Source organism: Pontibacter sp. Tf4 (assembly GCF_014212495.1).
GTDB lineage: Bacteria > Bacteroidota > Bacteroidia > Cytophagales > Hymenobacteraceae > Pontibacter.
Window position 1 is genome coordinate 205,174 of record NZ_JACKZC010000008.1, and the last position, 13,916, is coordinate 219,089.

Consider the following 13,916-nt stretch of genomic DNA (forward strand, 5'->3'; position numbering starts at 1 on the left):
CATTTGCTGTTTCCTATAGTTGGTCACTTACAAATTCATGAAACTAAAACACATCCTTTTAGCCCTTACAGTCGTGCTTATCGGCTGGTTTATCTACGACTCGTTTTCGCAACCGGGCCCCGATGACCTGGAAGGCGACTTTAAAGAAACTGCCTTTTATCGGAACGAGAACAATACCGGCCCCATTATCCGCATCTATGCCGTAACTGTTTCCGATACCCTGTGGTCGCAGATGCAGCAGTACGGCGAGTATATGCCACACACCAAGTACGGCAATACCAAGGTCTATTTTTTCCCGGAAGGCAAACCGGCCCCAACCGAGGTACAGCCCGGTAACCAACCTATTCCCGCTCCTTTCCGCGAGAACTGCCTTGGCGTATATGAGAAAGATGCCATGAGCCAGGTAACGTTTACCAGGTACCCGTTCAGTCGTTAAGCAGCCGTTTTTCCAGGCGCCGGTTTAGTCTTTGTATGTTTATGCCTCGTACAATAGAAAATTGTTCCATTAACCAAGTGCATAAACTATGAAACGAATAAGAACAACTATAGCCGGTGCTATGCTTATCGGCGCAACAATGGCAGTTGCCTCGTGTGGCGGCCGGCCCGACGGCGAAGGAGATGACCATGCTACCCAGAACGAACAGATAGACACCGATACTGACAACAGCATGCCACAGGACACCGCTATGACAGACACCGACACGACAGCCACGATGTAACTGCTGCTTTCGTAACCTGAACTTTTACTTAATTAACTATGAAAACAATATCCAGAAAAATAGCAACACTAACCCTGATCTGTGCGCCTTTGCTGTTTGCAGCCTGCGGTGGCGGCGAGTACGGCGAAAACGCAGAAATGCCGCCAGAGTCGCAGACCGGTGACACAAACGAATCGGGTGTGGAAGGCACCGGTGACCAGCCCGGCACTGCCGCCGACGACACAACAGACTATGTGAACGAAGTAATAGGTGACGACAACGCTGCCGCTCCGGACAGCCTTTAAACCTATAGTTTATAATCAAGGGCAGGCATCGTAAACCTGCCCTTCTTTTTTTACTCTGGCACTACGTTTGCAACAACCGCGTTATCAGGTAAAACGCAAACACATGATCCGATTAAAACACATAGCCACTGCGGTACTTTTCTATAGTTCTGTGATTATAGCCCAGGCCCAGGGCGAACAGAACAACTGGTTCTTTGGCAAAGGGGCCGGTATTGCCATCCACGGCGATTCGGTAACGGCCTTAGCCAATGGCAGACTTTATACCGAAGAAGGCAGCGCCAGCATTTCAGATAAAAACGGGAACCTGCTGTTTTATACCAACGGCCTCACCGTCTGGAACCGGAACCACCGGGTAATGCCCAACGGCAACGGCCTGCTGGGCGGCAACTCCTCTACGCAGTCGGCGCTTATAATTCCCAAACCCGGCTCCGAAACCATATACTATATTTTTACAACTGATATACAGGCACAGTCGGATGGCCTGCGCTATAGTATACTGGACATGAGCAAGGACAACGGCAACGGCGACCTGGTGTTTAAGAATACATTTATGATCGCACCGGCCACCGAAAAACTGACAGCCGTACGCCACAGCAACGGTAAAGACTGGTGGGTGATTGCACACCGCTGGAACAGCAATGCTTATATCTCTTTCCTGGTATCAGAGACCGGGGTAGCCACGCAACCTGTAATGAGCCACGCCGGCACCGTGCACGGGGGCGCAAACCGCAAGGCCATCGGTTACCTGAAACCCTCGCCGGACGGCACCAAACTGGCTGCAGCCCTCTGGAACGACGACAGCAACTTCGAGCTCCTGAACTTTGACCGCAGCACTGGCAAAATATCCAACCCTGTGTTATTTAAAGGTTTTACAGAGGCCTATGGCATTGCTTTTTCGCCGGATGGCAGCAAACTATACGGCACCGTTAAAGATAAAAAATCAGGTAAGGGCCAGGTAGTGCAGTTTGATCTGAAAGCAGGTAGCCCCGGCGATATTATAAAATCGGCAACTATAGTAGCTACCTCAGGCAGCCCCGTGTTAGGTGCCCTGCAAACCGGCCCTAATGGCCGCATTTATGTAGCCCGTAAAGATAACCTGTATCTGGGCATTATCGAAAATCCGAATGCAGCAGGCAAAGCTGTAGTTTACCAGGACAATGGCATAAAGCTGGCCGGCCGCCGCAGTGATCTTGGTTTACCTAACTTTGCACAGGATGTAAAAAGATAAACTGCCAACTATAAAAACAGAAAGGCCAGCCCGGTTAAGGCTGGCCTTTCTGTTATGAACTATAGCTACCGTTACAGTAGCTGCGGCTTACCGATCTTGAAACGCAGGAAGCCCATTGCAAAAGAAGCTCCCGGGTTATTTTTTGTGAACGGAGCGGTTACATCGCGCATGCCCAGGCCAAACTCATACACCGGCGAAACAATAGCGAAACCAAACGGCACATTCAGCTTATCTCCTGCTCCTGATGATACACCTGAGCTCAGGCGGAACACCGGAACAGGCGAGAAATCGATACCTAACCCAACGAAATCAGAAGCAATGTTGCCTGGTGCCTTGTTCAGAGGTGCCACGTAGTCTACACCAACTTCCACGCGCTGGCCAATTTTAACGCCTGCCCCAAAACGGAAACGTGTAGGCAGTTTCACTTTCATCTCATTCACCGGACTGAAAACCAGGGCGCTATCAACTATAGTTTGGGCCATTTTACCGGCATCTCCCCAGAAGCCTTCGTTATCGGCACCAGTTTCGCCAAGGTCGCTCATGGTAAAGCCATTGTCTTTCCCCTCCAGCAGGTTCTTGTTCCAGCGGATGCTACCAATATCAGTAACGGAAGCGCTTACTTTTACGATTTTGATGATCTCGGCAGAAAGACCTAGGTCAACACCGTGGCCGCGGCCAACCGGGCTTAGCAACCCATCGGCGCTGTTGTGGTTAAACTTCGGATCGTCGAGGTATTTGTCATAATCGGCATCCAGCACCGGCGAGAAGGCATTGTACGCTTTCACGTTTCCGCCTTTGGCGCTGAACTCATACAGGCCCAGGCCCTGCAGGTATTTGTAGCCCACACCACCGTAAATGTTTATTAGTGGCAGTTCCATCACCTTGCGGCCGTAAGCCAGGTTCCACTCGTTCACCCACGACATCTTTACTTCAGAACCATCAAAGATCTCGGAAACAAACAAGGTTTCATCGGGCTGTACATTCTGCAGAAACTCGGCATCCTGGCCCAGGAACAACAGCTCCGAAAAGTTTTTATTGAAGGCCACATGCCCCAGCAGGCGCTGTCTGTTGCTCACGGCAAAGCCGCCTATTTTTGGCAGACTTACTGATACGGCCAGGGTGGTCATATCGGCGCCGGCATTCAATACGTTGTCGCTGGTAAAGGCACGGGCAAGCTGCAGGCGCTCTTCCATGCTTATGGTCTGGTCAGATGCCAGCTTGGTAGCGTTGCGCAGGGTTTTGCGGGTAAAAGCCTGTGAGCTTCCGAAACCACCAAACTCGGCAATGGTGAACGAGATAAAAGAGGTGCTGCGGCCCAGGTTGGCTGGGTTTACGCCAATGGCCTGGTAATCGTGCACAAACGTGTTCTGAACGCCGCCACGGCTTACAACCGAGTAGCTGCTGCTTTCGGTTTGTGCCAGTGCTGCCACCTGCCCTGCCAGCAGAGCAGCGGCCACTAAAAGTACTTTCTTCATAAAAAGGTCAACTAATAAATTGTGCTGTACAGGAAGATCCGGTTTATACTTTAGCAACACCTCCACTATAGCAAAATAACTATACCTGAACAGGTTACCAAATTCAGAAGTATAAACCGGGGCGCAAGTTCAACTTTTTTTCTGAAAATCAGAATATAGTCCTCTTAAATTATAGTTCCGTTTTTCCGGGAATGGCCCAGCGCCTTCGTTGGCTTATGATGTACCGTACATTCTATTAACTTTGTAGCTAAACCCTGTCGTTATGGCTAAAAGATTTTCTGCAGAAACGTATGTGAATGGTATCCTGAGCGGAGACCGTGTGCTGCTGAGCCGTGCCATTACCTTAGTAGAAAGCAAATTACCCCAGGACCAGGAACTGGCCCAGGAAGTGATTGACAGGGTTTTGCCCCATTCCGGAAACGCAGTACGAATCGGCATCACGGGTGTGCCGGGCGTAGGGAAAAGTACCTTTATTGAGGCTTTTGGCAACTATGTAATTGAGCAGGCCGGTAAAAAGCTGGCCGTTTTAGCCATAGACCCCACCAGCCAGCGCACCGGCGGCAGTATTTTAGGCGATAAAACCCGCATGGAGTCGCTGTCTGTTAACCCGAATGCCTTTATTCGTCCGTCTCCGGCGGGCAAGTCGTTGGGAGGTGTAACCAGGAGCACCCGCGAAACGATAGTTCTGTGCGAAGCGGCCGGTTTTGATGCCATTATAGTGGAAACGGTTGGTGTTGGTCAGTCCGAAACGGCCGTGCATGCTATGGTTGATTTCTTTTTGCTGCTGATGCTGGCCGGTGCCGGCGACGAGTTGCAGGGCATCAAACGCGGCATCATGGAAATGGCCGACGCTATCGCCATCACTAAAGCCGACGGCGAAAACCAGGGCAAGGCTACTTCCGCCAAAGCAGAGTATCAGAGTGCGCTGCACCTCTACCCTGTCGGTTCCTCCGGCTGGATGCCTAAAGTATCTACCTGCTCTGCCCTGCAACAAACCGGCTTAGACACTATCTGGCAAACTATAACGGAGTACCTGCAACTCACCAAACAAAACGGTTACTTCGAGCAAAAGCGCCGCGACCAAAATTTACAGTGGATGTACGAAGCGATACGACAAGGACTGGAAGAGAATTTTTATGCCCACCAACAGGTTAAGGCACAGCTTGCAACGATAGCGGAGCAGGTAAAGCACGGGCAAAAGTCCGCGTTTGCCGCAGCACATGAGTTGCTGAAGTTGGTTTGACCAATTTCCTCCTATTTATCAACCTGAGCAAAGTCGAGAGACTCTATTATACCCTATAGTTCCATCGCTAGCGCGAGCGTTCTCGCTCGTGTCGAAATATGGTGTTTAGTCTCCTGACTAAACTGGCCCAACAGGGACAGGCTTGCCATTAGTTCTGGCCATGGTTCGACAAGCTGTAGTTTCTCTTTTGTCATGTCGAGCATTCTTGAGACGAGAGTCGAAAAGAGCCAGCGTAGCTGTGAGACATCTTATATTTCCGTTTTTTGTCATTTCGAACGCAGTGAGAAATCCATCTCAAACTATAGTTGATGCTGAAAAGCTATAGTCCTATAGTTTGCTTTGCTTACTGCTGGAACCAAGCCTTTCTTTTATAGTTATCTCTGATCCTGGGAGCTCTAAGAGCCTATAGTTCTATAGTTTATTTGGCTCCCTCTGAGGCCGGGAGGCCCCGTCTTCGGGCATCGCGCTGCTTTCGCTTCCTTGGCTCCTGACGTCGCCATGCCTGACGGCACCGGAACCTCTCGAGGCGCTCAACCCAAAGACTGTAATCAAGCTCGATAGTAGATGCTATAGTTTTAGTTTGCTCTATGTCTCTTGGGTAAAGCAGTTCGGTTTACTTATGGATGTATTCCGTCGGGACAGGTAAACCTGTCCGCTCTTGGTCTATAACTATGAAACTATAGCTTAAACTATAGTAGTATCAGAGTTCCCCTCCTTGGATAAGGAGGGGCAGGGGTGGTTGGACCAACGCCAACTATAAACTATAGCGCAAACTACAGTCTAATAAGAAATCCTATTTATCAGTTCAATCCCTTTAATCACTGGTCTAAAACAAAAACAGCCGGCCCATTCCTGAACCAGCTGTCTCTGTATCAATAAGTATCTTTTATCTCGCTTCTTCCAGGGTAACTTTTGCCCATTTGCAAATGCCTCCGAGCGGCGGGTTAAATTTGTATACGCTCACTTTCACCGACTGCACAAACGGAAATTTGTCATACACCTTGTCGATGATGCGGTGGCCGAGGTGCTCTAACAGACGGGCCGGTATTCTCATTTCCTCCAGCACCAGCGCGTACAGCACTTCGTAGTTTACGGTTTCATCCAGGTCATCAGATTCTGCGGCGCGGCGCAGGTCGGTGTTTATCGTCAGGTCGATGCCGTATTTGTTTCCGATCTTCTGCTCTTCGTCGTAAAAACCATGGAAGGCAAAGAACTCCATGCCCTCCAGTGCAATCTGCCCCATTCCTGCTTAGATCTCGTCGAAGAAAGAACCTCCACCCTGCTTAACAGTTGCTCCGTTGCTAGCATAAGCATTGCGCGAAGGCTCGGTCAGCGGAGGCTGAATTTCAGGTTTTTCTGGCTGAACCGGCTTAATTTCAGGCACAGGCTTTTCGATGTCCGGCGCTGGCACACGGCCCGGGTAATCAGGTTTTACAGGCTCTATTTCCGGCGATGGTACGTTTGGCACTGGCGTCACCGGATTCGGAATTTCCGGGTGTGGCTGCGTTACGTCTGGTGCCGGGTCACCAAGTGGGTTATATTCTTTGCCGTTATTTTGTACCGCTATTGGTGCATTGGCTGCAGTTGATACCGGTATTTGTTGTTGTATTGTTTCGGTTGTGATGTCCATATCTTTCAAGGTTTTCAGCAGCTCTGTGTTGTCTATAGTTACATTTGCTGCTCTTGAAAGCATACTGTTTACACCACCCTTTGGTTTTGCCTTGGTGCGCTCTACTTTTTCCAGGGCATCGTTTGCCAGGTTCTTCAGATCACGAACAAGGGTATCCAGGTAACCTTCCATGCGCTGGTATTCCTGTTCCAGACCTTTCACTTCTTCCTGCATCTCGGCTACCATCTTCTCGGTCTGGCGGGCTGCATCTTCCAGGGCCTGGCGCGCCTGGTTGCGGGCCTTGTTCAGCAGTTCGTTGGCCTGCAGTTCGGCTTCGCGGGCGCGTAGCTCGGCTGCTTTGGTGGCCTGCTCTAATATGTTATTGCCGGTATCTTCGGCGGTTTTAAGCGTTTTGTATAGCGATGATTCCACTTCGCGCAGCTTCTGGGTTTCGCGGTTGGCGGCATCCAGCTTCATGCGAAGATCCTTGTTTTCATCCAGCATCTTCTCCCACTGCTGCGACAGCGTCAGCAAAAACGCATTTACTTCATCCTTATCCAGTCCTCTAAAAGCCTTCTCAAACGTTTTCTGCCTGATATCTAACGGTGTAATCTTCATAATGCATCAAAATTTATATCCCAAACCGAAATGGTACGGTCATCGCTACACGAAACTAACTGATTCTTGTGAGCCGACCAAAATAATTTATTAACCGATGTGCCGTGGCTTGCATTGCGCACTTTATCGATCACTTTCAGCAACTTAAAGGTTTCAGCGTCCCAAACTTTTACTGATTTATCCATGCTGCAGGTGGCAAAATAGCGGCCATCGGGGCTGTAGGTAATGTTGTTGATCGTATACATGTGCGCGATCACGTAGCCACGCTCTTTATAGTTGTTCGTTGCTTCCCAAACCCGCAAGTGTGCATCACGCCCACCCGTTAACAGCAGTTCGCCATCCGGAGAGTAAACTATAGTAAAGACCGAGTTTGTATGGTTCTGTAGTTCAAACTTTACTTCCATAGTTATGGCATCAAAAATGCGCACCAAGTGGTCGCTGTAGCCGGCTGCCAGTTCGTTGGTTTTAGCATTATAAGCCAGGCTGCGCACACTTTTCTCCGATTTCCGAACTATAGTTTCCAGCTCAAAAGTATCGGCAGCAACTATAGCTATTCCACCGTTTTTCAGGCCAACATATACTTTGTTCAGATCCGGCACATATTCAATATCAAAAATGGGCACCTTCGGCAGCGGCACTGATTTAACTATCGTTTTCTGCTTCACATCTATCACATGCAGGCCGTCGTTGTTCTGGCCAACTAGCAGCAGGTCGCGGTCCGGGATGTATTTGATGGCGTACACAGAGCTTTCGGTGCGGGCGATCAGTTCGCCCTGCTCCGGGTCGTTAAAGTCCCAGCGCACGATCATGCCATCGCCGGCAGCCGAATAAAAATGTGTTTCGCTACCAGACTGCTCTAAACTATAAACACAATCGCGGTGACCGGTCAGGGTGGCTATTTTCTGTACTTGTACCTTGCTCGCCATCAGTGAAATCAGCGTAAGTTAAATTTTACCTAAATTTACGATTTACCCGGCAGCCCTACAAAAAGCGGGGTTGTTAAGTTATTTTATAGTTAGTCAAACAACTACTTTTGAAAAGTCTCCCCTTGAGGGGAGTTAGAGGGGTGTTGAACTTCGTAAAGGGCTTTTGCAACTGGCTTTACACCCCTATAGTCCCCTCAAGGGGACAGTTTAATTAGCCAGAAAAAGTCAATAAATTACTTATGCCCCTACTTTTTACCCGCCAGCTAAACGAGCATACTGTACTTGGTGCGTGGTCTATTACAGAACGCGCCGAGGAACTTTTGCTTGCCCTGCCCACCGGAATTTCTCCGGAACTGATGCTGGAACAGGCACACCCGCGCAGGCAGAAAGAGTGGCTGGCCAGCCGGGTGCTGGTCTATAGTTTACTGCAACAGTTTACTTCCGATAAGCCTGTGCTTCAGCGCAATGATCATGGCCGTCCGGTGTTCGAACAGGCTCCTTTTCATGTTTCCATCAGCCACTCACCTGGATTGGCTGCGGTCATCCTTTCAAGTAAATATGAAGTTGGCATAGATGTTGAATTACTGAGCCCGAAAGCGCTGCGTGTAGCCGATAAGTTTCTGAACGACAACGAGAAGAACTATACTTGCGGAGAAGCGGATATAACCTGCTTGTACTGGAGCGCTAAAGAAACATTGTACAAAATGTATAGCCAACGTAAACTGTTCTTTAAAGAGAACTTACTGCTGCAACCCGACCCGAATTCAGAAAATTTGCTTTTAGGCCATGTGCAGACAGATAATTTTTCTAAATTGTATCAGGTACAGCACGAGATTTTAAACGAACACGTACTTACTTATTGCATCGATAATTCTACAAACGAACGATAGACATGAAATTTTTAGCAACTCTTGCCACTGCCCTTTTGCTTACGGTAAGTGCATTTGCCCAAAACAGCAGTTACCAGTTAGGCGATAAGGTTGCAGACTTTACGCTGAAAGGCGTAGGCAACACCGAGGTTTCGCTCAGCGACTTTGCCAACAGCAAAACTGTAGTGCTGGTATTTACCAACAACACCTGCCCTTACGCCAAACTATACGAGAACCGCCTGGTAACCTTATCGAGCGCGTATGCCAGCAAAGGGGTACAGTTCATTTTTGTTAACCCGGGCGTAGGCCTCGGCGAAGGCAGCGAAACTTTGGAAGAAATGGCTGCCAAAAACTATAGATTCCCGTACCTGGCTGACGAAGGACAAAAAGTGAGTTCCCGTTTTGGAGCGACTAAAACCCCTGAAGTATTTGTGCTGCACAACACCGGCGACAGCTTTGTATTAAAGTACAAAGGTGCCGTTGACGATAACCCACAGGTTGAAAGCGGCGTGAAAAGCCCTTACCTGAAAAACGTGATCGACGAAGTGCTGGCCAACCGCGCCGTAACTATAGCCGACAAACGCGCCACTGGTTGTTTGATCCGGAAGTACTAAACTATAGATTGAAGGATAAAAACAAAAGCCGCTCTTATAGTTTAGGAGCGGCTTTTGTTTTTTAAGTTTCACTCTTGCCTTCGGTAAGAAACATTTTAGGGTGTAAACTATAGTTTGTCTTTTTCAATTCTTGTGCTGTTTCGGATTGCTTAATCCGAAACCAAGCCTGGAGCGGATTTCCTAATCCGCGTTAGCAGCAAAACGGGGATTAGGCAATCCCCGGCGGGACGCGCGAGCGAAGGCAGTAGACTATAGTTAGGTTATCCTTCTTTTTTGCAGGTTACCAGGTAGAATTTAAGTGCCGGCTTGCCCGGCATGTTCTTCATCGGTTCTGAAATCCCTATAAAATCAACCAAGCCAAATTTGCCAAACTCCTGTTTTACCGCATCTTCATTGTAAAAGTACATCTGCACGCCTTCAAAAATTTCGAACCGGTTTTTGCTTAGCTGCCTGCCTGCGCCATAGTTTGGCGACTTTGTTGAAACGGCTGTAAAAATCATATAACCGCCCGGCTTTAACTGGTTATAACAATCAGTAAGCAGCTTTTGTCTTTCTTTTTGGTCCAGCAGATGGATAAGCGCATAACAGAAAATACCATCGTAAACCTCATCATCAAAAGGCATATCCGTTACAGAACCGTGGTGGATTTTCAGCTCCGGTCCGTAATGCTTCTTAGCGAGATCAATGGCTGTCTGGGAAATTTCGATACCGGTTACATGCATCCCGTTCTCACGGAACAGCTGGGCATTTCTACCATAGCCAAACCCGGGAACCAGTATATTTTTGAGCTGTTTCTCTCTAAAAAGTTCGTTTGCAACTATAGCAGATTCCGATGGCTCGAAACCCCACATGGCTTGCTTTTCAATGAAACTTGCTTCCCAGAATTCGGCCATGTTTTGATAGCTATAGTTGTAGTTTTATGCTTGAGTTCATAGATTAAATACAAGAGAAGTATTAATGACTCTTCTTATATTTTCTCCTGAAGAAGGTTATTACGACAATTAATACTCCTAAAAGAAAATAAATCCAACCTATTGAGTTTGTTGTATTTTCAGGAATATTATGCCCTGAAGCTATTAACATTACCCAAAACAATGAATTTGCTATTAATAACAGAATAAGAATTACCAATAAAATATTCAGGGCTATTTTCATCAGCTTCTACTGAATTGCCGGATCATCATCCGTAATAGCGGTAAGCAGCTTGGTAACCTCTGTAGCTTTTTCCAAATCTTTCATTTTCTCAAACGAGAAGGCCAGGTTGCGGAGCGCGCGCTTTACGATCTCCAGGTTTGAAGTCGGTTCGTAGAAGATGTCTACCGGGTTCAGGTTAAGCTGCAGAATATAGTTGTCGATATCGGCTTTGGAAAGAATTAGGCCTTTGTTGTAGACATTAATGTAGAACTGTACCCCGTCCATTTTGTAGGTGAGTATAAACAGGTTTGGCAGGTTTACGCCATACACCGGGAAACCCAGGCGCTGCGCAATAACCATGTAAATAACGCAAAGTGTAAGCGGATTACCGCGCTTAGTTTCTAGGGCTAGGTGCAACATAGAGTTAGCAGGCGAATGAAAATTCTTGGTATTGGCCGTAAACTTCTTTTCCCGGAACAACACGTTATTTAGAGACTTCACCTGGTCATAAGGGTGCATGTCATCCCGCATGTTCGTCCAGACATCAAAGTACAGCTGGTCCATTGTTTTGGAGATAGATGCAAAATCTACATCCGGATACATGTAAGCGTTTACCAGCCACATGCCTTTCAGCAAATCAGAAGCACCTTCCTCCTTCCATTCCTGCAAACGGTGCAGTAGGCCGTTAAACTGCATGTCGTGGATCAGGTCTTCTATCTTTTTCTGCAGATCGGTGTTAAGTGTTTCTTCCCACTCCTCTTCCAGCAACGGAATAGCACCTTCGCCCAATGAAATTATTTTCTTCTCCACATGCTGCGCTACCTCAAAATCCGAATCGTCCAACAGCGAGATAAGCGCCTTTATTTCCTTCTTTGTCAAGCTAATGAGTAATTATTAATGAGTAATGACTAATAATTTTAATGAATAGTTATTAATGAATAATGACTAATGCTTTGTTAATGTTTAATCTATAGTCTATTATTCATTCTTAATTGCTAATTATTCATTACCAGGTTAACTTCTTATTCTTCCGGAAGACTTTAATATAGAGAACAGTATTTTGCTTATTTCTACATAGGCCAAATGTGAACTATCAAAAGTCGGTTTATCTATATAGCCAGTGGCGTGAAGTAAACGCAACCAGTAGCTGGTTTCCTGAGCCTCTTTATAAGCTATGCTAATCTTTGCTGAAAAGTCGGCCAGTGAGATTCCTGCAACTGCTTCCTCTACATTAGCACCAATTGATGTGCCGCTTCTTAAAAGCTGTTTAGAAAGCACAAACTCCCTCTTTTCTTCTGTTAATTTCTGGCAAAGCAAAACCACCTGCACAGCAAACTCAAACGATTTGCTTAAAATAACATTCTCTTTCTTCTCCATTCTGTTGATCTGAATTGCAACCTAAATCCAAATCAACCCCAGTAAGTTCAAAAGAAGGATGAGTAAATTATTAGTCATTACTCATTCCCTCATTATTCATTAATTAGATTATCACGTTTGTATCACGCCTACGTTGTAAGGCTTTTCAATCGGGGCGTGGTTTGCCGCTTCTATACCCATGGATATCACTTTGCGGGTCTCCAGCGGATCAATGATGCCATCTACCCATAAACGAGCGGCCGCGTAATAAGGTGACAGTTCTTCGTTATACTTTGCGGTGATGCGCTCCAATAGTTCCTGCTCGGCTTCCGGCGTAATTTCTTCGCCTTTGGCTTTAAGCGCTGATACCTGTATTTGGAGCAATGTTTTGGCTGCTGCCGCACCACTCATAACCGCTAACTGAGCAGTTGGCCATGAGTAGATCAGGCGTGGGTCGTAGGCTTTGCCGCACATGGCATAGTTGCCGGCTCCATAGCTGTTACCAACTATAATGGTAAACTTAGGCACAACAGAGTTAGCCATGGCATTCACCATTTTAGCGCCATCTTTTATAATGCCGCCGTGCTCGGCCTTGCTGCCCACCATAAACCCGGACACATCCTGTAAAAACACCAGCGGAATTTTCTTCTGGTTACAGTTCATGATAAAACGGGCTGCCTTGTCAGCTGAGTCGGAGTAAATTACGCCACCCATCTGCATTTCGCCTTTTTTGCTCTTCACGATCTTGCGCTGGTTGGCAACTATACCAACTGCCCAACCATCAATGCGCGCCAGGCCACAGATCAGCGACTGACCGTATAGTTCCTTGTAAGGCTCAAACTCAGAATTATCTACCAAACGGCTGATGATATCCATCATGTCGTAAGGCTTGGTGCGGTCCGATGGAAGTATACCGTAAATTTCCTGCTCATCCAGTTTCGGGGCTACAGGTTCTACGCGGCTAAAGCCGGCTTTCGGGTTCTCGCCCAGCTTATCAAAAATAGTACGGATGTGGTCCAGCGCTTCTTTATCGTCTTTGCACTTATAGTCTGTTACCCCGGAAATTTCGCAATGCGTGGTAGCACCACCCAGTGTTTCGTTATCTATAGTTTCACCGATGGCTGATTTAACCAAGTATGATCCACCTAAAAAAACAGAACCGGTTCCCTCAACTATAAGGGCTTCGTCGCTCATAATGGGCAGGTATGCGCCACCGGCCACGCAGCTTCCCATAATAGCGGCAATCTGAACGATACCCATCGAACTCATTACTGCGTTGTTGCGGAACATGCGGCCAAAGTGCTCTTTATCCGGAAAGATCTCGTTCTGCATTGGCAAAAATACGCCAGCGCTATCCACCAGGTAAACTATAGGTAATCTGTTTTCTATGGAAATTTCCTGTGCACGCAGGTTTTTCTTGGCTGTGATCGGGAACCAGGCACCGGCTTTTACAGTAGCATCGTTGGCAACAATCACACACTGGCGGCCTTTAATGTAACCTATACCTGTAACTACGCCACCACTTGGGCAGCCGCCAACTTCCGGGTACATGCCTTCGCCGGCAAAAGCAGCCACTTCCAGAAACTCAGAGCCTTCATCAATCAGATAGTTAATGCGCTCGCGGGCTGTCATTTTGCCTTTTTCGTGCTCTTTGGCGATGCGCTTTTCGCCGCCGCCCAGGTATACTTTCTTTAACTTCGTTTTAAGCTGAAATACAAGTTGCTTTAAGGAGTCTTCGTTTTTGTTGAATTCGATATCCATGAAGGGTGTAAGTTTGTATGAGGGCACTTATAAAGAAAAATCCGCCCAGAAAGCGGATTTCACAAATATACAATTTTATA

At 47.4% G+C, this 13,916-nt stretch carries 15 protein-coding genes; 7 read left to right on the forward strand and 8 right to left on the reverse strand.

Going from position 1 to position 13,916, the window contains the following annotated elements:
• Window positions 1–37: 37 nt before the first annotated feature.
• The 4 genes from H7F15_RS14640 (at window position 38) to H7F15_RS14655 (ending at window position 2,231) form a co-directional block, all read left to right on the forward strand.
• The gene (locus tag H7F15_RS14640) at window positions 38–436 is read left to right on the forward strand and encodes a hypothetical protein (protein ID WP_185197737.1); all 399 of its coding nucleotides are present in this window, start codon (window positions 38–40) and stop codon (window positions 434–436) included.
• Between the two features lie 88 nt (window positions 437–524).
• A complete protein-coding gene (locus tag H7F15_RS14645; protein ID WP_185197738.1) occupies window positions 525–719 on the forward strand; it encodes a hypothetical protein in 195 nt (64 codons plus the stop codon).
• A 38-nt stretch (window positions 720–757) separates the two neighbouring features.
• Entirely contained in the window at window positions 758–1,003 is a 246-nt protein-coding gene (locus H7F15_RS14650) for a hypothetical protein (RefSeq protein WP_185197739.1), read from the forward strand.
• Window positions 1,004–1,106: 103 nt separating this feature from the next.
• Window positions 1,107–2,231 (forward strand): hypothetical protein, encoded by a 1,125-nt coding sequence (locus H7F15_RS14655; RefSeq protein WP_185197740.1) that lies wholly within the window; start codon window positions 1,107–1,109, stop codon window positions 2,229–2,231.
• Between the two features lie 71 nt (window positions 2,232–2,302).
• Here H7F15_RS14655 and H7F15_RS14660 read toward each other — a convergent pair whose 3' ends face one another.
• Window positions 2,303–3,706, reverse strand: a complete 1,404-nt coding sequence (locus H7F15_RS14660) for a DUF5723 family protein (protein ID WP_185197741.1) — start codon at window positions 3,704–3,706, stop codon at window positions 2,303–2,305.
• 262 nt (window positions 3,707–3,968) lie between these two features.
• Between H7F15_RS14660 and meaB the strand changes: the two genes are divergently transcribed.
• Window positions 3,969–4,949, forward strand: coding sequence for a methylmalonyl Co-A mutase-associated GTPase MeaB (meaB, locus tag H7F15_RS14665; protein ID WP_185197742.1), 981 nt, complete (start codon window positions 3,969–3,971; stop codon window positions 4,947–4,949).
• A gap of 886 nt (window positions 4,950–5,835) precedes the next feature.
• On the opposite strand, the gene folB is transcribed toward meaB, so the two are convergent.
• Genes folB through H7F15_RS14680 form a run of 3 tightly spaced genes read right to left on the reverse strand, consistent with a single transcriptional unit; the run spans window position 5,836 to window position 8,102 of the window.
• Entirely contained in the window at window positions 5,836–6,192 is a 357-nt protein-coding gene (gene folB, locus H7F15_RS14670) for a dihydroneopterin aldolase (protein WP_185197743.1), read from the reverse strand.
• A gap of 6 nt (window positions 6,193–6,198) precedes the next feature.
• Window positions 6,199–7,176 carry a DivIVA domain-containing protein gene (locus H7F15_RS14675; RefSeq protein ID WP_185197744.1) on the reverse strand — a complete coding sequence of 326 codons (978 nt, stop codon included), beginning with the start codon at window positions 7,174–7,176 and terminating at the stop codon, window positions 6,199–6,201.
• Window positions 7,173–8,102 carry a WD40 repeat domain-containing protein gene (locus H7F15_RS14680; protein WP_185197745.1) on the reverse strand — a complete coding sequence of 310 codons (930 nt, stop codon included), beginning with the start codon at window positions 8,100–8,102 and terminating at the stop codon, window positions 7,173–7,175. The genes H7F15_RS14675 and H7F15_RS14680 overlap by 4 nt, the downstream gene beginning before the upstream one ends.
• A 239-nt stretch (window positions 8,103–8,341) precedes the next feature.
• Between H7F15_RS14680 and H7F15_RS14685 the strand changes: the two genes are divergently transcribed.
• Together H7F15_RS14685 and H7F15_RS14690 are read left to right on the forward strand one after the other, a co-directional pair.
• A complete protein-coding gene (locus tag H7F15_RS14685; protein WP_185197746.1) occupies window positions 8,342–8,992 on the forward strand; it encodes a 4'-phosphopantetheinyl transferase superfamily protein in 651 nt (216 codons plus the stop codon).
• Window positions 8,993–8,994: 2 nt separating this feature from the next.
• On the forward strand, window positions 8,995–9,585 hold the full coding sequence (locus H7F15_RS14690) for a thioredoxin family protein (RefSeq protein ID WP_185197747.1): 591 nt from the start codon (window positions 8,995–8,997) through the stop codon (window positions 9,583–9,585).
• Between the two features lie 260 nt (window positions 9,586–9,845).
• Here the strand turns inward: H7F15_RS14690 and H7F15_RS14695 are convergent, their stop codons facing one another.
• The 4 genes from H7F15_RS14695 to H7F15_RS14710 form a co-directional block, all read right to left on the reverse strand.
• Window positions 9,846–10,478: a bifunctional 2-polyprenyl-6-hydroxyphenol methylase/3-demethylubiquinol 3-O-methyltransferase UbiG gene (locus H7F15_RS14695; protein ID WP_185197748.1), complete on the reverse strand. Its 633-nt coding sequence runs from the start codon at window positions 10,476–10,478 to the stop codon at window positions 9,846–9,848.
• A 268-nt stretch (window positions 10,479–10,746) separates the two neighbouring features.
• Entirely contained in the window at window positions 10,747–11,598 is an 852-nt protein-coding gene (locus H7F15_RS14700) for a transglutaminase-like domain-containing protein (RefSeq protein WP_185197749.1), read from the reverse strand.
• Window positions 11,599–11,733: 135 nt separating this feature from the next.
• The gene (locus tag H7F15_RS14705; RefSeq protein WP_185197750.1) at window positions 11,734–12,096 is read right to left on the reverse strand and encodes a four helix bundle protein; all 363 of its coding nucleotides are present in this window, start codon (window positions 12,094–12,096) and stop codon (window positions 11,734–11,736) included.
• 111 nt (window positions 12,097–12,207) lie between these two features.
• Entirely contained in the window at window positions 12,208–13,836 is a 1,629-nt protein-coding gene (locus tag H7F15_RS14710) for an acyl-CoA carboxylase subunit beta (protein WP_185197751.1), read from the reverse strand.
• Between the last annotated feature and the right edge of the window lie 80 nt (window positions 13,837–13,916).

Excerpts from the sequence above, each read along its gene's own strand:
- H7F15_RS14680 (WP_185197745.1), bottom strand. The coding sequence starts at position 8,102 with ATGGCGAGCAAGGTACAAGTACAGAAAATAGCCACCCTGACCGGTCAC.
- H7F15_RS14655 (WP_185197740.1), top strand. The coding sequence starts at position 1,107 with ATGATCCGATTAAAACACATAGCCACTGCGGTACTTTTCTATAGTTCT.
- H7F15_RS14710 (WP_185197751.1), bottom strand. The coding sequence starts at position 13,836 with ATGGATATCGAATTCAACAAAAACGAAGACTCCTTAAAGCAACTTGTA.
- H7F15_RS14685 (WP_185197746.1), top strand. The coding sequence starts at position 8,342 with ATGCCCCTACTTTTTACCCGCCAGCTAAACGAGCATACTGTACTTGGT.
- H7F15_RS14675 (WP_185197744.1), bottom strand. The coding sequence starts at position 7,176 with ATGAAGATTACACCGTTAGATATCAGGCAGAAAACGTTTGAGAAGGCT.
- H7F15_RS14645 (WP_185197738.1), top strand. The coding sequence starts at position 525 with ATGAAACGAATAAGAACAACTATAGCCGGTGCTATGCTTATCGGCGCA.
- H7F15_RS14705 (WP_185197750.1), bottom strand. The coding sequence starts at position 12,096 with ATGGAGAAGAAAGAGAATGTTATTTTAAGCAAATCGTTTGAGTTTGCT.
- meaB (WP_185197742.1), top strand. The coding sequence starts at position 3,969 with ATGGCTAAAAGATTTTCTGCAGAAACGTATGTGAATGGTATCCTGAGC.
- H7F15_RS14640 (WP_185197737.1), top strand. The coding sequence starts at position 38 with ATGAAACTAAAACACATCCTTTTAGCCCTTACAGTCGTGCTTATCGGC.
- H7F15_RS14660 (WP_185197741.1), bottom strand. The coding sequence starts at position 3,706 with ATGAAGAAAGTACTTTTAGTGGCCGCTGCTCTGCTGGCAGGGCAGGTG.
- H7F15_RS14650 (WP_185197739.1), top strand. The coding sequence starts at position 758 with ATGAAAACAATATCCAGAAAAATAGCAACACTAACCCTGATCTGTGCG.
- H7F15_RS14690 (WP_185197747.1), top strand. The coding sequence starts at position 8,995 with ATGAAATTTTTAGCAACTCTTGCCACTGCCCTTTTGCTTACGGTAAGT.
- H7F15_RS14695 (WP_185197748.1), bottom strand. The coding sequence starts at position 10,478 with ATGGCCGAATTCTGGGAAGCAAGTTTCATTGAAAAGCAAGCCATGTGG.
- folB (WP_185197743.1), bottom strand. The coding sequence starts at position 6,192 with ATGGGGCAGATTGCACTGGAGGGCATGGAGTTCTTTGCCTTCCATGGT.